Here is a 20,807-nt window from a genome sequence, read left to right as displayed (position 1 = left end):
CGTCATATGCCAATCCGTGTCCACGGGTACTTCTTAGGCGCTGGTCGTCGCACCGTAGTCGGATTCGCCAGGCGCATTTGGCGGGATGTCGCGCGTCTTCGGGTATTTCGATCGCACTGGAAGATCATCGCGATTCACCGGCACGCGAATCGCACTTTCATGAGTTGCCAGGCGATTATTGCCTGTCGCCCACCTGTCAGATGCCCCCCAAATGGGGGTGTTCATTCAAGGTGGCTGGTCACCGTGGTGCGCTGCTTCCGACTGCGAAGGCCGCTGTTTGAACGGACCCCATTTCGGTATCAGTTGATGCTGGACCCCGAATCCAGTTCAAATTTTCACAAGATCGTTCAAGCCCTGGGAGACGTGAGGCATTAGGGTGGGCTCGCGTATCCGTTAAAGCCGTGCCACCAAGGCAATTCGCCAGTGTGGCGTTTGACTTGGCCAGTCACCAGGAGGCAAGCGATGAGTTTTGGCGCAAAGAAACTTCTTCTTGGGCTCGCATGTGCTGCGTGGATGTCATTGGCTGCAAGCGTCTCGTTTGCGGGCGCACAACCTGATCTCCAGGTGGGCGCTCAGGCCGAAGGCGCGGTGTGGAATGCGGTAGTGGTTTCTGGAGATCGCATCTTTCTCTCAGGTCCACGCTGGACGGGCACGAAGCTGCCTTCCTTGGTGGTGATAGGGAAAGATGGCATGCCCGCGCCATATCCCGACGCTGCCTGGAATGCATGGAAAGCAAGCACCGATCCGAGCAACGCATTTGTGAACATCAATGCGCTGCACATGGACAACCAGGGTGATCTTTGGGTCGTGGATACGGGCTCTCCGGATTTTGGCGGAGACCCTTTGCCGCATGGTGCCAAGTTGATTCATATCGGCCTGAAGACGAACAAGGTCGTGCGTGTCTACGCCTTCGAACCGGGCGTGGTTAAGCCCGGAAGCTATGTCGACGACGTGCGTTTTCACGGGACACACGCTTATCTGACCGACGCTGGACAGGGTGGGTTGATTGTCCTGGATTTGAAGACAGGTCACGCTCGACGCGTATTGGATGCCGCGCCGTCGGTGGTGGCGAACGGCGAACGCCCCATCGTCGTGGCTGGAAATACCGATCTGGGTCCCGATGACAAGCCGCTACAGGTGAATTCGGACCCGCTTGAACTGAGTCCCGATGGTCGATGGTTCTACTTTGGAACCCTTGAGGGTCCCTGGCATCGCGTGCCGACAACGTTGCTGGACGATCCCGCCGTATCCCCGGAAAAGCTGGCCGCAGCGGTTGAGCCGTGGATCGACCTGCCACCTGTCGGCGGTACGACCATGGACAAGAACGGCACGCTTTATTTTTCGGACCTTGCGACGAACTCGGTGCGCAAGCGTACGGCAGATGGCGTCATCACGACGCTGCTCCAGGATGATCGGCTCCATTGGGTTGATGCGTCCTTTCTCGACGCCAATGGCACGCTGTGGATGCCAGCTGCGCAAATCGATCGCACGGCACTCTTCCATCACGGGACGGACGAAGTGAAGCAGCCCATGACGCTCTACATGCTTGTCGGCGTTGCTTCGCCAGGATCACAGATTCACTCGCCGTAGCACGTTCGTTAACGCACCCCGGTGCATGAGGATCGCGCAGCATGAAAGCTCTCGTACTGACGGAGTTTGGTGGGCCGGAGAATTTCCAGCTGCAGGATATTCCCAGGCCCGAGGTCAAGCCGGGGTACGTCCTGGTTAGGCAGGCGGCCACGTCGATCAACGCGATCGATATCAAAATCCGTGGCGGTCTTCCGATCGGTCCCGCCATGCCCGCCGTGCTCGGCGCCGACGTTGCCGGCCGCGTCGAAGCGGTCGGGGCCGGGGTATTGGATTTCGCACCGGGCGACGCCGTCTATGGCTGCGCGGGTGGTGTAAGGGGTCAGGGCGGATCGCTTGCCGAATACATGCTCGCAGATGCCAGGCTGCTCGCGCCAAAACCAGAAAAGCTCAGCTTTCGCGAGGCAGCGGCGCTGCCGTTGGTCACCATTACCGCGTGGGAAGCTTGGGAGCGATCGCAACTGTCATCGGGCCAACATGTCCTGGTACATGGGGGAATCGGCGGTGTGGGCCATATCGCCATACAGTTGGCCAGGGCTATGGGTGCGCGCGTGGCGACCACGATAGCCGGGGATGCAGCGTCGAACATTGCCATGTCGCTTGGCGCCGACGAAACCATCGATTTCCAGAAGGAGTCCGTAGCAGCCTACGTCGAACGACTGACCGGCGGACAGGGATTCGATGTCGTGTTCGACACCATCGGTGGAGGCAATCTCCCCAATAGCTTTGAAGCGGCTCAAACCCATGGCCAGGTCGTGACGACCAATGCAAGGACCACCCAGGATCTATCGGTGCTGCACGCCAAGGCGCTATCGTTCCACGCGGTTTTCATGCTTTTGCCGCTGTTGACCGGAGTTGGGCGCGATCGTCATGGGCGCATCCTGCGATCAGCTGCGCGATTGGTCGATGAAGGAAAACTCAGGCCGCTGATCGATGCGCACTCGTTCACGCTGGCCACAGCCGCCGATGCGCATCGGCTGTTGGAGTCAGGAAAGGCTCAAGGAAAGATCGTGATTGATATCGATCCATCCCTGTAGCCGCGCCGCTTACACCCCGGCACCAGAACCCCATGCGCAGCTCTCCACGTCGCTTTGCAGGTGCTGCCGGCCGTCGATAAGTTGCAGGCCTATTTCCGATAGACGTAGAAACCCTCGCCCGTTTCCACGCCCAGCTTGCCCTTGTCGATGTAGTTTTCCTTGAGGTACTGCGCGAACCTCTGCTGTGCGGGGCTGCCCACCAGCGAAATGTGATATGCCGTATTCAGGCCGACGATATCGAATATCTCGAACGGCCCCTTGGGCGCGCCGGTGCCGATCCGCCAGGTCTTGTCGATGGCAGCGGGTTCGGCGATGCCTTCGATCAGCAAGCCCGAGGCTGCTGCCAGGAACGGCACCAGCAGCGAGTTGAGCACGTAACCGGCTTTCTCCTTGTGGATCTCGATCGGCACCATGCCGATGTCCCGGGCGAACTGGACCACGGTGGCGAATACCACTGGATCGGTACCCGGGTGTCCCATGATTTCGGCGATGTTGTGCAGCCAGATTTCATTGGCGAAATGCAGGGCGAGGAACCTGTCCGGACGCCCCGTGGCATCTGCCAGGGCGCTGGGCAGCAAGGTCGAGGCATTGCTGGCGAAGATGGTCTTGGGCGGCGCGACCCGGCCCAGCTCGCCGTAGACCTTGCGCTTGAGTTCGATCTGTTCGGGAACCGCCTCGATGACCAGGTCGGCATCCTTCACGGCAGCGGCCAGGCTGGTGCTCCATGTGATGCGCCCAGCCGCCGCGTCGAGCGAGGCGGGGGGTATGTCCTTGAGGTCTTCGAGATAACGGTGGGCGAGGCCGGCGATGGTTTGGCGGGCCTTGTCCAGGCTGGCATCGTCGATGTCGTACGCAGTGACGTTGAAGCCCTTGAAGGCTGTCTGGAAGATGATCTGCGAGCCCAGTACGCCGGTGCCCAGTACGGTGACGTTCTTGATGGTCATGAGGTGCTATTCCATGGATAACCGGGCATGGCCGCCGCATCACGTCGTGCGGGCGGCGGCCGGCATGCGGGTTGTCCTGGCGCCATGGTGACCCAGCGCCAAGCGCGCAGGTTCAGCCTGACTTCTTGCGCAGGTTGTCGCGGATGCGTTCCAGCCAGCCCGAGGCATCTTTCAGCACCTGGCTGCCCTTGCCGAACAAACCGGCAAGCTCGTCTTCGAGCAGTTCGCGCTTGGACTTGTCCGAGGTGGGCAAGGGCGGTAGCACATGCGCGAAATAGGATTTGCCAAGCAGCCGGTGCAGCAGCCGCTCGCCGATGAAGGGCTGGTTGTTGTTGAGCGTGCGCGCCGCCTTGATCAGGTTGCGTATGTCGTACTGGGTGGGGCTGATATCGGGCACCTGCTTGCGCAGATTCAGCAGCGTGTAGACCGCCACCCGCGCGGTGCGCACCGAGCTTTCCATGGTGAAGATGACATCGTTGCGGGTTTCGACGAACTGCCCCAGCAGGCCGAGGTTGGTGCATCCGGCCGGAACCACTTCCGGTCGGTCGCCAGCCGCGCGCGGCATGAATTGCGCGGTGATGTAGGGCATCAGCGCGATGCGCACCTTGGTATGGGCCACCACGGCATCGAGCTGGTCGACAATGCCAAGGTGGTAGCAAAGCTCGGCCAGCACCTCGCGCCCCGTGCATGCGGGCATGGGCTTCTTGATGTAGTTGCCATCCTTGTCCATCAGCAGCGCATAGACCCAGGCCACCAGCACATCCTTGGGCTGGTCGGGAAAATGCGGCTGACGATTGACGGTGAAACTGAGCACCCAGTTCGAATCGGTGAAGGTAATGACGCCGCCGGTCACGGTCTTGCCCGAGTACGGGTCGTTGACCGAGAGCTCTTTGATCTTGTCGACCAGTGGCGAGGGCTTGAGGGTCAGCGTCACCGACTCCCACATCGAGCGATCGATGTCGCCACAGAATTTGAGGGGCTTGCCGAACACCGGCGACTGCTTGGCCAGGTTGAGCCACAAGGCCCAGTCGCTGTCGTCGCCCGGGTGGTGGACGCCGCGCTCAAGCACGGGTGCGGTATCCATGTCGCCATAGGCGGTGCCTTCGGTCATGGAGCCGGTGAGGGCAAATACCAGGTCACCTTCGGCGACGGGAAGGGTGGTGTCCTTGCCGTCGATCTTGCAGCGGATGCCGGTGACGGTGCGCTGCTCGCCATCGACCTTCATGTCGAGATCGTAGACGCGTGTCTTGAATTGCAGCTTGACACCCTTGTCGCGCAGCATCGTCACCAGCGGGCGAACGAAACTGTCGAACTGGTTGTACTTGGGGAACACCAGTGCCGACATGTCATTGAGGCCGTCGATGGCGTCCAGGAAGCGGTGCATGTACAGCTTCAATTCCAGCAGGCTCTGCCAGTTCTCGAAGGCGAACATGGATCGCCAGAAGAACCAGAAGTTGCTCTGCAGGAAGCCTTCGCTGAAATACTCCTCGATGGTGATGTCATCGAGGTCCTCCTTGCGCTTGAGCAGCAGCCGGATCAACTCCCATTGCTGCGAGCGGTTCAGGCCGAAGGTGGAGAAATCCTTGATCTGGCCCTGCTTGTGCATCAAGCGGGCCTTGGAGTAGTTCGGGTCGTTGTCGTTCACCAGCCGGTATTCATCCAGCACGCTGAACCCCGCGGGCAATTCCAGCGCGGGAACATCCTGGAACATGTCCCACAGGTTGTCGTAGTTCCAGTTCATCTCGCGGCCGCCGCGCACGATATAGCCATCCTGCGCATTGCCCGCGCCATCCAGCGAGCCGCCTTCGATGTCCATGCTCTCGATGATGGTGATGTTGCCGGCCGGCATGTGGCCGTCCCGGATCAGATAGAACGCGGCGGCGAGTCCGGCGATACCGCTGCCGATGATGTAGGCCTTGCGCTGCTCGATGCCCTCGCCGGCAACGGGACGGTTGCGCATATAGGCGCCCATCATGTCCGGCGGCGGCAAGGTGTTTTCGGGCCGGTTGCACCAATAGTCGCGCGAAGCATCGGGCTGATGCTCAAAGGCCGATGGCTTGCCGGTGGTCGGGGAGTTCTTGACGGTCACAACGCGACTCCTTGTTGTTGTGGCGACGGGGCGTCGCAAGATAGCGCAGCATCGCGGAGACGCGGGAAACATGCCGTGAAAATGGCCTGGACGGATTGCCGCAGGGCGCGCGACGGACAAGCGCTGCGTACGTCAGTGATTGGCCCGCGCTGCTTGCCTGCCTAGCGCTGCACTTGTTCCGTTTCGATCACCGTGTCCAATACATAGGCGGTGGACGGTGCGTCGGCGGGCGGGTTCTTGATGGTATAGCGCTTCACCCGCAGCACGTTGCGGATGCCGTCTTCGTGGGTATAGCCCTCGATGTCCTGGTCCAGCGGCTGCCAGTCACCAGGTGCGCCGTTCTGCAGGCCGTGTTCGTCGTAATGGCGTTCGCGCACTTGCAGGCATGACTTGTTGGGAATCAGCGGGTGGTTGCATGGCGCGGTCTGCGCGGCCACTTCCAGGAACACGGTTTCGCCCGAACCGCCATAGCGCGTTTCCGCGGTGGGCCTGCCGGTGAAGCTGAGCGTTTCGCCAGTGCCGGTGACCAGTTGCAGATGCGGCGTGTCGCCATCGGCCTGCAGGCTCATGCGCAGGTCGCCCTGCAGGCGCTGGCCGATGGCGCTGTCCAGCGCGGACAGTGACGGGTCCGCGCAGGCCATCATGGTGTGCGCCATCGGACCAATGCGGAGTTGTTCGCCATGGGTGCTGTAACCGCCGCCGATGGCGTTGCAGCTGTTGGTCACGCTGATGCGGTCGGCGTGGAACATCAGCTCCACCGGCTTGTCGGCGCGGATGAACAGCGCGTCGATGCGTTTGCCTGCGCTGTCGGTCGCCCCGGTGAGTTGCCAGATGTATTGGATAAGCAGGTTCTCGTCCGTTGCCGCTGGCGTGGTGGCAGTGGTGCCGGCAGCAAGGGGTGCTTTCGCCGCGCTGCTGGCAGGCGAAGGGGCAGGACCCGTGCCTTGCGGTGTTTGCGAGCAGGCAGCGAGGGCGAGCGGCAGCCAGAGCAGGCGGTATTTCATAGGGCCCTCCTTGGGGACAGCGGGTTATGGGTGGTGGTCCCGCATGGTTGTACCCGCATGGTGAGTGCGAGGGCGTCAAATTCCCATATAGACAGTTTAACTTGCAAGTTTTACTGTCCATGTCTAGGATGCCTCCATGCGCACGAACCAGACGCACCCGCTGGAAGCCACCGTCACCGATCTTTCGTTGGCGATGGGCCAGTTGCTGCGTCGATTGCGCCAGGAAGTGAATACGGCCGGCCTGAGTTGGTCGCAGATGTCCGCGCTGGCCCGGCTGGAACGGGCCGGCCCGATGACAACCGCGGAGCTTGCGCGCGCCGAGGCGGTGAAACCGCAGTCGATGGGCGCCACGCTCGCCGATCTGGAACAGGAAGGGTTGATCGAGCGTCAGCCGCATCCCACGGATGGACGGCAGATGCTGGTGTCATTGACGGCCAAAGGCATCGAGATGCGGCGTAAGCGCAGCCTCGCCAAGCAGGCGTGGCTGATGGCCGCCGTGGCGAAACTCGATCCGGCGGAACAACAAACCCTGCTGTCGGCCGTTGCCTTGCTCAAGCGCTTGAGCGACGCATAGTCGGCGCGATCCACTGCTGCACCCACGTGGCGGCGCGCCACATCACCGAAGGATTTGCCATGGTTCTGACCACGCTCGTTGTTGTCGATGATGCATTGGCCGGGGCATTCCGCCAAACCGCCGCGAGGCCGCAGATCCACGAGCTGCCGGCGGGGAGGGCGTGAACATGCTGCTCCACGAAGTGGCTTACTTCTTCGGTGGCGCGTTTCTCGCCAATGCCATTCCGCACTTCGTCAGCGGCATGATGGGCCGCGCTTTCCAGAGCCCGTTCGCCAAGCCGCACGGCGTGGGGCTTTCGTCTTCCACGGTGAACGTGCTGTGGGGTTTCGCCAATCTCGTGTTCGCCTATCTGCTGCTGGTGCGCGTGGGCAGCTTTGATATCCACGCCATCGACCAGGCGGCCTCGGCGGGGCTGGGCATGCTGTGGATGGCGGTGATGGCGGCGCGCATGTTCGGGCGCTTTCACGGCGGCCGTTCGCCCGGTTCGTAAGCGATGGTCAGGGGCACTTCCGCGCTACCGTCATCGGGCGACGGGCTGGGCGCGTCGGCCTGAGGCGGCCGGCTGCCAGCCACCCTACGGCAGCGCATGTCCCGCGCACGGGTTAAAATGGTGGTTTACGGCGTGTGGCCAGGAGTCATCGAGTGATCATCAACCCCAAGGTGCGTGGCTTTATCTGCATTACGGCTCATCCGGTCGGGTGCGAGCAGAACGTGCTCGAACAGATCCGCATCACCAAGGCACAAGGCAACCTGGGCGAAGGCCCCAAGCGCGTGCTGGTGATTGGTGCCTCCACCGGCTACGGCCTGGCGTCGCGCATCACGGCGGCGTTCGGCTACGGCGCGGCCACGCTGGGCGTGTTTTTCGAGAAGCCCAGCAGCGAGACCAAGACCGGCACGGCCGGCTGGTACAACTCCGCCGCGTTCGACAAGTTCGCCAAGCAGGCGGGCCTGTACAGCCGCTCGATCAACGGCGACGCGTTCTCCAACGAGACCCGCGCCCGCGCCATCGAGATGATCAAGAACGAGATGGGCGGTCCGATCGACCTGGTGGTCTACTCGCTGGCCTCGCCGGTGCGCAAGTTGCCGGACACGGGCGAGCTGGTGCGCTCCTCGCTCAAGACCATCGGCGAGACGTTCACCGCCACCTCGATCGACACCAACAAGGACACCGTGGTGCAGGTGTCGGTGGAGCCGGCGACCGAGCAGGAGATCAAGGACACCGTCACCGTGATGGGCGGCGAGGACTGGCAGCTGTGGATCGACGCGCTGAGCGACGCCGGCGTGCTGGCCGACCATGCCAAGACCATCGCCTATAGCTATGTCGGCACCGAGATCACCTGGCCGATCTACTGGCACGGCACGCTGGGCCAGGCCAAGCAGCACCTGGACAACACCGCGCGCCAGCTCACCGAGCGTCACCAGGCCGAACACCTGGAAGCCTACGTGGGCGTGATGAAGTCAGTGGTGACCCAGGCCAGCGCGGCGATCCCGGTGATCCCGCTGTACGTCTCCATGGTGTTCCGCATCATGAAGGAAAAGGGCATCCACGAAGGCACCATCGAGCAGATCAACCGCCTGTTCCGCGAGCGGATGTACCGGACGGACCACCAGGCCCCGACCACCGACAACGAAGGCCGCCTGCGCCTGGACGACTGGGAGCTGCGCGACGACGTGCAGCAGGCCTGCAAGGCGCTGTGGCCCACGGTGAACACCGAGAACCTTTCGCAGCTCACCGACTATGCAGGCTACAAGCACGACTTCCTGCAACTGTTCGGCTTTGGCCGCGAAGACGTGAACTACGAGGAAGACGTCAGCGCCGATCGTCGCTTCGACGTGGTCGAACTCTGATCGACACCCAGCGGATACCGCCGCTGCCCGGCGGTATCCGATAGGGCCCTAAGGCCGGGCATACAGGGTGGCTCGCACGGACTAAGCTGTGGCGATGAGCACTGCCCTTGTCTGGTTTCGCCGTGACCTTCGCCTTGCCGACAACCCGGCGCTGAGCGCCGCGTGTGCCGCGCACGAGCGCATTCTGCCGCTGTATATCCATGCCCCGCATGAAGACGCGGATTGGGCGCCGGGCGGCGCGAGCCAATGGTGGTTGCACCATTCGTTGAAAGCCTTGCAAGCCGGCCTGGATAAACATCGCGCGCCGCTACATATCAGGCAGGGCGACAGCCTCTCTGTGCTGCGGCAGATGCTGGCGCAAACCGGTGCTACGGCGGTTTACTGGAACCGGCTCTACGAGCCCGCCGCCATCGCGCGCGATGGCGGCATCAAGGCGGCCCTGCGCGGGCAGGGTGTCCAGGTGCAGAGCTTCAACGCCGCGCTATGGTGCGAGCCTTGGCAAGTCACCACCAGGCAGCAGGGACCCTATCGGGTATTCACTCCGTTCTGGCGCAACCTGCGCACGGCGCTAGGCCCCCCGCAGTCATTACCTGTCCCTGCGGCACTGCATGGCGTTGCCGCCGACGGCGGCCTGCCACTGGATGCCCTGGGTTTGCTGCCATCGATACGTTGGGATGGCGGCCTGCATGACACCTGGACGCCCGGCGAGCGAGGCGCTCATGAACTGCTGGAGATCTTTGCCGATGATGCGGTGGCCGACTATGCCCGCGCGCGTGACCTGCCGTCGCGGCACGGCACCTCGCGGTTATCTCCGCATCTGCATTTTGGCGAGATCTCGCCACGGCAGATCCATCGTTACCTTGCTGATCGCGTGGCGGCGGTCGATGCGCGTCGCCGTCCCGACATCGAGCCGTATCTGCGCGAACTGGGCTGGCGTGAGTTTGCCCATCACCTGTTGTTCCATTTTCCGCAGACGCCCACGGCCAACTTCAACCCACAATTCGACGGACTGGCATGGGCGCCGGCGAGTGAAGCCTCGCTGGCGCGCTGGCGGCATGGCCGCACGGGCATACCGCTGGTGGATGCCGGCATGCGCGAGCTGTGGCACACCGGCTGGATGCACAATAGGGTGCGCATGATCGTGGCCAGTTTTCTCACCAAGAACCTTCGCCAGCGCTGGCATCACGGTGCGCGCTGGTTCTGGGACACCCTGGTGGATGCGGATTTGGCCAACAACACCTTGGGCTGGCAATGGGTGGCGGGAACGGGCGCCGATGCGGCGCCTTACTTTCGCGTGTTCAACCCGGTCACGCAGGCGATGAAGTTCGATGCCCTGGGAGACTACCTGCGCCGGTGGCTGCCGGAGCTGGCCACGGTGCCGCTGCCACTGCTGCATGAACCGTGGAAGGACCCGATGTTGTTGAAACGCAGCGGTTATCCGGCGCCAATGGTTGATCTGGCCATGACGCGCCAGCAGGCACTCGACGCTTACCGCACGATGCGCGGCGCTTAGGGATCAGCGCACTTCCGGCGCGTCGACGGTTTGCCCCACCGCGCCGCTTCGGCGCAGCAGCCAGGCCAGCACGGGCGGCGTCACCATGGCGGTGAGCAACGACATCGCCACGATGATGGCGTAGATCCGGTCGCTAAACACACCGGCGGTCAAACCCAGGCTGGCGATCACCACGCCGACCTCGCCACGCGGCACCATGCCGAAACCCACGATGGTGGCGCTGCGCGCGCCGAGCGGCAGTGCGCCAAGAAAGCCGCCGATCAACTTGGAGGCGATGGCGATCAGGGTCACCACCAGCAACATGATGCCGGCCTCCACACTGGCCAGCTGATGCAGGTCGATCTTGCTGCCGGTGATGACGAAGAAGAACGGCGTGAGCAGCGCCAGCAGGGGCTGGGTCTGTTTTTCCAGCGTGTGCTGCTGGCGCGTTTCGGAGGCGATCATGCCGGCCAGGAACGCACCGATGATGGCAGCCAGACCAAACAGCGTGGAGATATAGGCAAGGCCCAGGCATAGCGCCAGCACGATGGCCAGCGCGGACTGGGGATTCTGCGGCTTGTCCAGCCAACTGGAATTCCAGCGCATCACCCGCGCACCGCCCACACCGATCACCGCGATAAAGCCGATCGCGCCGGCAAGCACGGCCAGCAGGTGGATCACATCGATGCCTTCGCCGCCTTGTAGCGACACCACCACGCCGAGCAGCAGCATGGCGAGAATGTCATCGATGACGGCAGCGCCGAGGATCACCTTGCTTTCCATGCGCTGCAGCGCACCCAGCTCCTGCAGCACACGGGCGGTGATGCCGGCCGAGGTGGCCACGAAGGCGGCAGCGATGAACAGCGAGCGGCTCCAGTCGAAGCCGCTGCCATGCGCCCACAGGCCGCCCAGCCCGAAGGGCACCAGCACGCCGAGCACGCCGACCAGGAAGGCCACCTTGCCGACCTTCTTGAGGTCTTCCAGGCGTGTTTCCAGGCCCACCGAAAACAGCAGCAGCACCACGCCGATTTCCGAAAGCACATCCAGCGGTGTGCCCGTGGCGATCTGGTCGGGCATGATCCAGCCCAGTGCGGAGGGGCCGATCACGCAGCCGGCGGCGATCTCGCCTACCACGCCGGGGAGTTTCAACCGTTGCGCGATCTCGCTACCGATCTGGGCGGCAAGAAAGACGATGAACAGCGTGAACAGGATGTCGCTGGCGTGGTGCATGCAGAAGGGACGTGGCAGCGGGCAGTGCTCCGCATGCTACATGCTTGCGCAGGTCGATGCCGCTTAATCGGTCGTCCGCGTCGCGCGCGAGGGACGATCGTCTTTCTGCAATCGGCTGAACACCCAGCTGGCGGTGGCGGTCACCACGCCAAGCAATAGCACGGTCCAGCGGAACGCAGGGATATAGGCCTCATGGGCGTGGCCCTGCAACAGCGCCTCCATCAGCAGCGAGGCCAGTGCGATGCCGAAGCTCATGGAGAGGTATTGCGCGGTGGATGCCATGGACGACGCCTGCGAGGCGTACTTCACATCCAGGTCGTTGTAGATGAGCGTGTTCATGGCGGTGTACTGCATGCCCATGAAGCCGCCGTAGACGTACACCATCAGCGCGATCAGCCACATCGGCGAGCCTTGGCCGAGCAGGGCGAACGAGGCGAGCAGCACGGCCACGATCAGTGTGTTGTTGAACAGCAGCCGGCGGTAGCCGAGGCGGTTGATCAGGCGGTTGATGCCCCACTTGGCGGTGATCGAGCCCAGTGCCTGCGGCACCATCATCAGGCCGGCCATCAGCGGCGACCAGCCGCAGCCCACCTGCAGAAACAGCACCAATAACAGGAACATGCCCGACACGCCCAGGCGCGTGAACAGGTTGCCCGCGAGCGACACCCACACGCTGCGTACGCGCAGCAGGTTGAGATCGGCCACCGGATGATCGGTGTGCCGGCTATGCCATACGTAGATGCAGCCGAACACAACGGCCAGCACGCCATAGATGGCGATCCACAGCCACTGGCCGCCGCCACCGCTGGCGACTTCGGAGGCAGTCAGCAACATCGCTGACGCCGCCGCAAACAGCAGGAAGCCGACAAAGTCGAAGGCATGGACGTCGTCGAGCCGATAGTCGGGCATGCTCCGGCGGTTCATCCACAGGCCCACCAGGCCCACTGGCACGTTGATAAGGAAGATCAGTCGCCAACTGGTGAACTGCGCGAGCGCGCCGCCAAGCAACGGACCGAGCACCGAGCCAAGCAGGCCGACCGTGGCCACCGTGCTCATGGCGCGCACGAAGTCGCGCTTGTCGATGCTGCGCACCAGCACGTAGCGGCCTACCGGCATCAGCGCTGCGCCGCCAAGGCCTTGCAGTACGCGGGAGGCCACCAGCTGGGGCAGGCTCTGCGCAATACCGCAGAGCAGCGAGCCGACAGTGAAGGTGGCAATGGCGGCGGCGAAAATGCGTCGCGTGCCGAAGCGGTCGCACAGCCAGGGGCTGGCCGGAATGAAGATGGCCAGCGTCAACACATAACTGGTGAGCGCGGTGCGCATGCCCAGCGGCGTCACGTTGAGCGCATCGGCCATGGCAGGCACGGCGGTGTTGACGATGGTGGAGTCCAGCGCCTGCATGAAGAACGCGGCAGCCACCAGCCAGATCAGCCCGCGAAAGCGCTCGCGCGACGATGCCGCCGGCGGTGTGACCACCACCGCAGCCTCGCCCGGGGGCGGGACAGGCAGGTTTGCCTCCGTGGCGGGGATGTTCTCTGGCATGGACGCCGATGATACCTGCTATGGCAACTTGCTTTTGGACGACACCACGTCCAAAGTCAGTCGCGTTTCATCTTAGAGCCTGGGCGTGCTCGTCACGTCAACAGCCGCGCAAGCAGTGGCCCTGGGACGATCATTCATCGGCCACGCGCGCCGGGACGGTTTTGTCCCGGCGCGTCGTCTTTTGTGGCCGTGGGCAAGCGGGCATTCGATCGCCCCATGGACAAGGAGTCAGCATGAGCATCAAGCCACCCATCGTTATTTCCCGCCTCGACCTGGAGCGCATCGAAGCGCTGCTTGAGCGCATGCCGCCCGTGCAGGCGACACAGTACGAGGCCTTGCGTGCCGAGCTGGACCGCGCCGAGGTGGTGGAGCCCGCGGCGGTGCCGGCGAACGTGGTGACCATGAACTCCGTCGTCACCTTCAAGGACGAAGGCAGCAGCGACGAGCTGACCGTGAGCCTGGTCTATCCCTCCGGCGCGGGCGTGCCGGGCTCGGTGTCGATCCTCGCGCCGGTCGGCAGTGCCTTGCTTGGGCTCACGGTGGGGCAGCAGATCGACTGGCCCACGCCGGACGGTCGCCAGCGTCGCCTGCGGGTGCTCGATATCGATTACCAGCCCGAGGCGGCCGGCGATCTGCACCGCTAAGTCCCTGGCAGATGTGACGGCAATGTGTTTTTAGGTCCGGCACCGGCCGGGAATTGGCTTGGGGATGGGCCGAAGCGGGCCATGACTCGGTAAACTTTGGCTCATGAGGAGATCCGCATGAGCCAGAGCCACGTCCATGACTGGCAAACCCGCGCCGCCGAACTGCGCGAGAAGATCGAGCGCGCCAACTATCGCTACCACGTGCTCGATGATCCGGAGATCACCGATGCCGAATACGACCGCGCCATGCGCGAGCTGGAAGCGTTGGAAGACGCGCACCCCGAACTGGCCACGCCCGACTCGCCCACGCGTCGCGTGGGCGCGCGGGCGCAGGGCGGCTTTGCCGAGGTGCGCCACGCCATTCCCATGCTGTCGCTCAACAATGCCTTCGAACAGGAAGGCGAAGGCGATCGCGAGCGCTTCCGCGAAGTGGCCGAGTTCGAGCGGCGCATCGAGAAGACGCTGCATCGCCGCAGCCCGGTGTTCTCCGTGGAGCCCAAGCTCGATGGTCTGGCCATCAGCCTGCGCTACGAAAACGGCGTGTTCGTGCAGGGCGCCACGCGCGGCGATGGCGAAACCGGCGAGGACGTCACCGCCAACCTGCGCACGGTGCGCGCCATTCCGCTGCGCCTGCGTGGCGAGGGCTGGCCGCGCGTGCTGGAAGTGCGCGGCGAAGTGATCATGCTGCGCAAGGATTTCGAGGCGTTCAACGAGCGCGCCCGCGTTGCCGGCGAGAAGACGCTGGCCAACCCGCGCAACGGCGCGGCCGGTTCGCTGCGCCAGCTCGACCCGGCGATCACGGCCAAGCGCAAGCTCAGCTTCTTCGCCTACGCCGTGGGCGAAGTGCAGGGCGGCGAGTTGCCGCCGACGCATTCGAAGACACTGGCCCGGCTGCGTGACTGGGGCTTCCCGGTGTCGCCCGAGGTGGGCACGGCCCATGGTTTCGACGGCCTGATCGCGTACTACCGCCGCATCGGCGAGAAGCGCGACAGCTTGCCTTACGACATCGACGGCGTGGTCTACAAGCTGGACGATTACGAGGGCCAGCGCGTGATGGGCTTCGTGTCGCGCGCGCCGCGCTGGGCGCTGGCGCACAAGTTCCCGGCGCAGGAACAGACCACCACGGTCGAGGCCATCGAGATCCAGATTGGCCGCACCGGCGCCGCCACGCCGGTGGCGCGCCTGGCGCCGGTGCAGGTGGCCGGCGTCACCGTTACCAACGCCACGCTGCACAATGCCGACCAGGTGGCGCGTCTCGACGTGCGCGTGGGCGACACGGTGATCGTGCGCCGCGCCGGCGATGTGATTCCCGAGGTGGTGCGCGTGATGGCGGAGCTGCGACCGCCGCATACGCATCCCTGGCATATGCCCACGCACTGCCCGGTGTGCGGTTCCGCGCTGTTGCGTGAAGAGGGCGAGGCAGCCTGGCGTTGTTCGGGTGGGCTGATCTGTCCGGCGCAGCGCAAGGAGGCCCTTATCCACTTCGCCGCGCGTCGCGCGATGGATATCGAAGGCATTGGCGAGCGCTTCGTCGATGCGCTGGTGGACTTCGGCTATGTGCACACGCCGGCCGACCTGTACAAGCTCACGCTCGAGGATTTCCTCGAGATGAAGCGCCGTGCGGATGAGCGCGACGGCACCACGCCGGAAACGGTCAAGCAGGGCAAGGTCGCCACCAAGTGGGCGGAAAACCTGATCGAGGCGATCGAGGCGAGCAAGCACACCACGCTGCCGCGCTTCCTGTTCGGCCTGGGCATCATGCATATCGGCGAGAGCACCGCCAAGACGCTGGCCGCATGGCTGGGCAGCCTGGCGGTGATCCGCCGCATGCCGGCGATGATCCTGCGCGTGCTGCCGGATGTCGGCAACGAGGTGGCCGCTTCCATCGCCGGCTTCTTTGCGCAAAAGGGCAACCAGAAAGTGGTGGATGCATTGCTCGCCTCGGGCATCGTGTTTTCCGACGAGACGCATCCTTCGCCCAAGCTGCGCGGCCAGCTCGATCTTGCCGTGCTGCTCGACATGGCCGGCATCAACAAGCTTGGTCCCAAGAGCACCAAGCTGCTGGCCGAGCACTTCGTCACGCTGGACAAGCTGATCGCCGCCGGCCAGTCCCACTGGCTGACGGCCGGCCTGCCATCGGCAGCGGCCACCAATCTGGCGGCCTTCCTGTCGCACGAGAAGCTGGTGCGACCGTTGCGCGAGGCCGACGAAGCCATGCGTGAATTGCTCGACGCCATCCCGAAGACGGCGGCAGGCGCCTCGGCGCCGCTCGAAGGCCAGACCGTGGTGCTCACCGGCACGCTGTCCTCGCTCAGCCGCGACGAAGCCAAGGAGCGGCTGGAGGCGCTCGGCGCCAAGGTTGCCGGTTCCGTATCGAAGAAGACCAGCTTCGTGGTGGCCGGCGAAGCGGCTGGTTCCAAGCTAGACAAGGCCCAGGAGCTGGGCGTGGAAGTGTGGGACGAGGCCCAGCTGCTTGCCCTGCTGGCCAAGCATGAGGGCGCCGCATGACGCTGCATCTCGCCGGTCGCCTGCACTTGCGCGCGCGCCTGTATGGATTGATCCGCGTATTTTTCGCCGAGCGCGACGTGCTGGAAGTGGAAACGCCGATCCTGTCGGCGGCCGGCAATACCGACCCGAACATCCAGAGCTTCAGCACGACATTCAGCGGCCATGTGGATGCAGGCTCGCGGGCGCGCTGGCTGCGCACTTCGCCGGAGTATCCGCTCAAGCGCCTGCTCGCCGCTGGCGTGGGCGACTGCTACGAGCTGGGCCGCGTGTTCCGCAACGGCGAGGCCGGAGGACGGCACAACCCCGAGTTCACCATGCTGGAGTGGTATCGCGTCGGCTGGGATCACCATCGGCTGATGGAAGAAACCATCGGCCTGGTCGAGGCCGCCCTCGCCATGGTGGGGCGGCGTGCCGAGGTATGGGTCGAAGGTTATCGCCAGCTGTTTATCGATGAGCTGGGCATCGATCCCATGCATGCCCCCATCGACGATCTGCGCGCCTTGCTGGATGACTTCCATATCGAGCCGGATGGATTGACCCGCGACGACTGGCTCGACCTGCTGATCACCCATCGCCTGCAGCCGACCTTCCCAACCAACCGCATCACGGTGATTCACGACTACCCGGCCTCGCAGTGCGCGCTGGCCAAGGTGCGGCCGGGCGATCCGCCGATGGCGGAGCGTTTCGAGCTTTACCTGGGGCGTTACGAAGTGGCCAACGGCTACCACGAGCTCAACGACGCCGCCGAACAACGTCGCCGGTTCGAGCGCGACAACGCGGTGCGACGCTCGCGCGGGCAGCCGGAGCTGCCCATCGACGAGCGCTTGCTCGACGTGCTCGATGCGATGCCCGATTGCGCTGGCGTGGCCTTGGGCATCGAGCGCCTGCTGATGTGCCTGGTCGGCACCGACGCCATCGCCGACGTGCTCGCCTTTCCGTTTTCCGAGGCGTGACGCATGACCTCACCGTTGTTGCCGGCGATCCATCACGTCGCCTTGATCTGTTCGGACTATGCGCGCTCCAAGGCGTTCTACAGCGAGACGCTGGGCTTTCGCATCCTCCGCGAGGCGTACCGCGCCGAGCGCGATTCGTGGAAGCTCGATCTGGAAGTGTCGCCTGGCGTCAGCCTGGAGCTGTTCTCGTTCCCCGCGCCGCCGCCGCGTCCCTCCCGGCCCGAGGCACAAGGCTTGCGGCATCTCGCCTTTGCGGTGCCCGACGTGGACAGCGTGATCGCTACGCTGCACGAACGCGGCGTGACCTGCGAGCCCGTGCGCGTGGATGAATTCACGCAGCGTCGCTTCACCTTCTTCGCCGATCCGGATGGTTTGCCCATCGAGTTGTACGAGGCATAAGAATCCAGCGGCTTTCTCAAGCCGCTGGATGCCGGGTTGGGCGAATGCCTAGTCGTGCCAATCCAGCAGATGGCGGTAGATCAGGCCACCCACCACGCCGCCGATCAGCGGCACCAGCCAGAACATCCACAACTCCTGCACCGCCCAGCTGCCCTGGAACACGGCGACGCCGGTGCTGCGGGCCGGATTCACCGAGGTGTTGGTGATCGGGATGCTGATCAGGTGGATGAGCGTCAAGGTGAGGCCGATGGCCAGCGGCGCAAAGCCGGCCGGCGCCAGCCGGTGGGTGGCGCCATTGATCACGATCAGGAAGAACGCGGTCAACACGAACTCGGCCACCATGCAAGCCGCCAGCGAATAGCCGCCCGGCGAGTGTTCGCCGTAGCCGTTGGAGGCAAAGCCAGCGCTGGCGTCGAAGCCCGCCTTGCCGCTGGCGATCAGGTAAAGCACCCCGCCGGCGGCAAGACCGCCCACGACCTGGGCGATCCAGTAGGGAACCACATCCTTGGCCGGAAAGCGGCCGCTGGCCCACATGCCTGCGGTCACGGCCGGATTGAAGTGCGCGCCGGAAATATGCCCCACGGCGTAGGCCATGGTTACCACGGTAAGACCGAAGGCGAGGGCGACGCCGGCGAAGCCGATGCCCAGCCCGGGAAAGGCCGCGGCGAAGATCGCACTGCCGCAACCGCCAAAGACCAACCAGAACGTACCGAAAAACTCTGCTCCCAAACGCTTGCCCATATTCATGGGGACACTCCTTGCCGAGGTTTCAGGGGAAAGCTCGTACGCATCCGTGCATGACTTCCACTACGGTCCTGATGCTTGGTACTGGCCCTGGGGCTGGCCCCCGGGCGGGTCTAGGCTAGCAAAACCCTGCATATTGTTTGAATGAAGGCCTACGCAGCACGTCAACGAAGCCTTTGTGTATGCTGCCGCGTCGCCTATACCAAGACTGCAGGAATGCTGATGTCGCAAGCTTTCACGCCCACGCCTCTGACCACCACCCCGGCGCCAACGATGACTGGGCGCGACATCCAGACCCTGTTGCTTGCCTCGCTCGGCGGTGCGCTGGAGTTCTACGACTTCGTGGTGTTCGTGTTCTTCGCGTTGCCGTTGAGCCACCAGTTTTTCCCGCCGGGCATGCCGCCCTGGCTGGCCCAGTTGCAGACCTACGCCATTTTCGCGGCAGGTTACCTGGCACGGCCGCTGGGCGGCATCGTGATGGCGCACTTCGGCGACCGCCAGGGGCGCAAGCGCATGTTCACGCTCAGCGTGTTCCTGATGGCGCTGCCCACGCTGGCCATTGGCCTGTTGCCGGTCTACGCGAGCATCGGCGTGATGGCGCCGCTGTTGCTGTTGCTGATGCGCGTGATCCAGGGCGTGGCCATCGGTGGCGAAGTGCCCGGTGCCTGGGTTTTCGTCGCCGAGCACGCGCGCCAGGGCCGCGTGGGTTTCGCCTGTGCCTGCCTGACCTCGGGCCTCACCGTGGGCATCCTGATCGGCTCGCTGACGGCGGCGTGGATCAGCCACCACCTGTCGCCCGACGACGTGGTGCACTGGGGCTGGCGCCTGCCGTTCCTGCTGGGCGGCGTGTTCGGGTTCATTGCGGTGTGGCTGCGCCGCTGGCTGAGCGAAACGCCGGTGTTCGCCGAGCTGCGCGCCCGCAAGGCCTTGAGCGAGGAATTGCCGCTGCGCACGGTGCTGGCCGGTCACGGCGGCAGCGTGGTGCTGTCCATGGCGGTGACCTGGATGCTGACCGCAGCCATCGTGGTGCTCATCCTGATGCTGCCCACGCTGATCCAGAAGTCGTTCGGTATCGCGCCTGACGTGGCATTCCTCGGCAACAGCATCGCCGCTTTCTGCCTGAGCGTGGGCTGCCTGGCATTCGGCTGGCTGGTGGACCGCATCGGCGCACCGCTGTCGTTGCTGCTGGGCTCGCTGGCGCTGGTGGCTTCCACCTATGCGCTGTTCGGCGATCTGGCGGCAGGCGGTGCGCATTTCCTGCCGCTGTATGCGCTGACCGGTTTCCTGGTGGGCACCGTCGGCGTGGTGCCCACGATCATGGTCGCGGCGTTTCCCGCGTCGATCCGCTATTCCGGCGTGTCCTTTGCCTACAACGTGGCATATGCGGTATTCGGCGCGAGCACGGCGCCGTTGATCCAGTATCTGGGTTCGCGCGTCGGGCATGTCATGCCCGCGCACTACGTGGCGCTCACCGCCGTGGTCAGTGTGGTGGCGGCGTTGTGGCTGCTGGTCACGGGGAAGGGCAGGGCCCAACCGACGGGCTGACCGGTCACGGCTTCAACGTGTGCCCGTGGGCACGTGCCTCAGGCGTTGTTGATCGTCGAGCCGGTCAACAACCCACGCGCCAGCATGCTGCACTGCTTGCGATAAAGCAGCATCTGCCACTGGCGTCCGCCCACCTGGCGCCACAGCACCGCGGCGCGCACGGCGGCCAGCAGATTGGTACGCACCTTTTCCACCACGTTCGGTTGCTGCAGCTGCTGGGGGTTGCCGGTCACCATCACCCGCGGCTTGAGCGTGGAAAGCGTGCTGGCATAAAGCTCGGCAAGGCGGCTGATCACCTGCGGCGAGTCGGCACCAAAGTGCTCCACCTGGCGTTGCGCGGCCACGATGCCTTGCTGCAGGCGATCCAAGAGATCGGCGCGGCGCGACAGGCTGCGCTCCAGCCGCATGACGGTGAAGGCCATGCGGGTGACCGCCACATCGCGGTTGTTTTCGTCCAACAAGGTGATCAGTTGGCGCAGCCCCAGGCGCAGGGCGGAGACATCGCCAAAGACCCCGACCACCGACGGCGCATTGATGCGGAACACGCTGGCCATGCTGGCGGCCATGGCGACGTCGTCGCAGCGGCCGTCGTTGGCCAGTTGCTGGGCCAGCGTGGTGGCCTGGAACAAGCCGGCCAGGGCCAGCACGCGCTCTTCATTCATCGCAA

The 20,807-nt window shown here is 64.3% G+C and carries 18 protein-coding genes; 11 read left to right on the top strand and 7 right to left on the bottom strand.

Annotation, left to right across the window (positions count from 1 at the left end; all coding sequences use genetic code 11):
• Nucleotides 1-462 precede the first annotated feature (462 nt).
• Together MJ606_RS07940 and MJ606_RS07935 are read left to right on the top strand one after the other, a co-directional pair.
• Nucleotides 463-1,590: an L-dopachrome tautomerase-related protein gene (locus MJ606_RS07940; protein ID WP_243048953.1), complete on the top strand. Its 1,128-nt coding sequence runs from the start codon at nucleotides 463-465 to the stop codon at nucleotides 1,588-1,590.
• Between the two features lie 41 nt (nucleotides 1,591-1,631).
• Nucleotides 1,632-2,624 (top strand): zinc-dependent alcohol dehydrogenase family protein, encoded by a 993-nt coding sequence (locus MJ606_RS07935; protein ID WP_243048952.1) that lies wholly within the window; start codon nucleotides 1,632-1,634, stop codon nucleotides 2,622-2,624.
• 89 nt (nucleotides 2,625-2,713) lie between these two features.
• Here MJ606_RS07935 and MJ606_RS07930 read toward each other — a convergent pair whose 3' ends face one another.
• From MJ606_RS07930 to MJ606_RS07920, 3 genes are all read right to left on the bottom strand, one after another.
• A complete protein-coding gene (locus tag MJ606_RS07930; protein ID WP_243048951.1) occupies nucleotides 2,714-3,568 on the bottom strand; it encodes a 3-hydroxyacyl-CoA dehydrogenase in 855 nt (284 codons plus the stop codon).
• A gap of 112 nt (nucleotides 3,569-3,680) precedes the next feature.
• Complete coding sequence (locus tag MJ606_RS07925; protein WP_243048950.1) at nucleotides 3,681-5,657, bottom strand: oleate hydratase; 1,977 nt, start codon at nucleotides 5,655-5,657, stop codon at nucleotides 3,681-3,683.
• Between the two features lie 161 nt (nucleotides 5,658-5,818).
• Complete coding sequence (locus MJ606_RS07920; RefSeq protein WP_243048948.1) at nucleotides 5,819-6,661, bottom strand: META and DUF4377 domain-containing protein; 843 nt, start codon at nucleotides 6,659-6,661, stop codon at nucleotides 5,819-5,821.
• 136 nt (nucleotides 6,662-6,797) lie between these two features.
• Between MJ606_RS07920 and MJ606_RS07915 the strand changes: the two genes are divergently transcribed.
• From MJ606_RS07915 to MJ606_RS07900, 4 genes are all read left to right on the top strand, one after another.
• Complete coding sequence (locus MJ606_RS07915; RefSeq protein ID WP_243048946.1) at nucleotides 6,798-7,235, top strand: MarR family transcriptional regulator; 438 nt, start codon at nucleotides 6,798-6,800, stop codon at nucleotides 7,233-7,235.
• A gap of 166 nt (nucleotides 7,236-7,401) precedes the next feature.
• Complete coding sequence (locus MJ606_RS07910; protein WP_243048945.1) at nucleotides 7,402-7,725, top strand: hypothetical protein; 324 nt, start codon at nucleotides 7,402-7,404, stop codon at nucleotides 7,723-7,725.
• 152 nt (nucleotides 7,726-7,877) lie between these two features.
• Complete coding sequence (fabV, locus tag MJ606_RS07905) at nucleotides 7,878-9,083, top strand: enoyl-ACP reductase FabV (protein WP_243048944.1); 1,206 nt, start codon at nucleotides 7,878-7,880, stop codon at nucleotides 9,081-9,083.
• 94 nt (nucleotides 9,084-9,177) lie between these two features.
• Nucleotides 9,178-10,596 carry a deoxyribodipyrimidine photo-lyase gene (locus tag MJ606_RS07900; RefSeq protein WP_243048942.1) on the top strand — a complete coding sequence of 473 codons (1,419 nt, stop codon included), beginning with the start codon at nucleotides 9,178-9,180 and terminating at the stop codon, nucleotides 10,594-10,596.
• Nucleotides 10,597-10,599: 3 nt separating this feature from the next.
• Here the strand turns inward: MJ606_RS07900 and MJ606_RS07895 are convergent, their stop codons facing one another.
• Entirely contained in the window at nucleotides 10,600-11,805 is a 1,206-nt protein-coding gene (locus MJ606_RS07895) for a cation:proton antiporter (protein WP_243048940.1), read from the bottom strand.
• Between the two features lie 63 nt (nucleotides 11,806-11,868).
• Entirely contained in the window at nucleotides 11,869-13,347 is a 1,479-nt protein-coding gene (locus MJ606_RS07890; protein ID WP_243048939.1) for an MFS transporter, read from the bottom strand.
• A gap of 233 nt (nucleotides 13,348-13,580) precedes the next feature.
• On the opposite strand from MJ606_RS07890, the gene rnk reads away from it, so the two are divergent.
• The 4 genes from rnk (at nucleotide 13,581) to MJ606_RS07870 (ending at nucleotide 17,851) form a co-directional block, all read left to right on the top strand.
• Nucleotides 13,581-13,991, top strand: coding sequence for a nucleoside diphosphate kinase regulator (gene rnk / locus MJ606_RS07885; RefSeq protein ID WP_243048938.1), 411 nt, complete (start codon nucleotides 13,581-13,583; stop codon nucleotides 13,989-13,991).
• 117 nt (nucleotides 13,992-14,108) lie between these two features.
• Complete coding sequence (ligA, locus tag MJ606_RS07880; RefSeq protein ID WP_243048935.1) at nucleotides 14,109-16,499, top strand: NAD-dependent DNA ligase LigA; 2,391 nt, start codon at nucleotides 14,109-14,111, stop codon at nucleotides 16,497-16,499.
• Nucleotides 16,496-17,452, top strand: a complete 957-nt coding sequence (epmA, locus tag MJ606_RS07875) for an EF-P lysine aminoacylase EpmA (RefSeq protein WP_243048933.1) — start codon at nucleotides 16,496-16,498, stop codon at nucleotides 17,450-17,452. Before ligA ends, epmA begins: the two co-directional genes overlap by 4 nt.
• Nucleotides 17,453-17,455: 3 nt before the next feature.
• Nucleotides 17,456-17,851 carry a VOC family protein gene (locus MJ606_RS07870; protein WP_243048932.1) on the top strand — a complete coding sequence of 132 codons (396 nt, stop codon included), beginning with the start codon at nucleotides 17,456-17,458 and terminating at the stop codon, nucleotides 17,849-17,851.
• Nucleotides 17,852-17,899: 48 nt separating this feature from the next.
• Here the strand turns inward: MJ606_RS07870 and aqpZ are convergent, their stop codons facing one another.
• Nucleotides 17,900-18,598 (bottom strand): aquaporin Z, encoded by a 699-nt coding sequence (gene aqpZ, locus MJ606_RS07865; RefSeq protein WP_279236720.1) that lies wholly within the window; start codon nucleotides 18,596-18,598, stop codon nucleotides 17,900-17,902.
• A 219-nt stretch (nucleotides 18,599-18,817) separates the two neighbouring features.
• Here aqpZ and MJ606_RS07860 point away from each other — a divergent pair, with 219 nt between their 5' ends.
• Nucleotides 18,818-20,140 (top strand): MFS transporter, encoded by a 1,323-nt coding sequence (locus tag MJ606_RS07860; RefSeq protein ID WP_243048931.1) that lies wholly within the window; start codon nucleotides 18,818-18,820, stop codon nucleotides 20,138-20,140.
• A 38-nt stretch (nucleotides 20,141-20,178) separates the two neighbouring features.
• Here MJ606_RS07860 and hflD read toward each other — a convergent pair whose 3' ends face one another.
• Nucleotides 20,179-20,802: a high frequency lysogenization protein HflD gene (gene hflD, locus MJ606_RS07855; protein ID WP_243048930.1), complete on the bottom strand. Its 624-nt coding sequence runs from the start codon at nucleotides 20,800-20,802 to the stop codon at nucleotides 20,179-20,181.
• Between the last annotated feature and the right edge of the window lie 5 nt (nucleotides 20,803-20,807).

Source organism: Dyella sp. RRB7, assembly GCF_022761115.1.
GTDB lineage: Bacteria > Pseudomonadota > Gammaproteobacteria > Xanthomonadales > Rhodanobacteraceae > Dyella.
The sequence above is the reverse complement of the archived record's forward strand: the minus strand, read 5'-3'. Positions and strand labels throughout refer to the sequence as shown.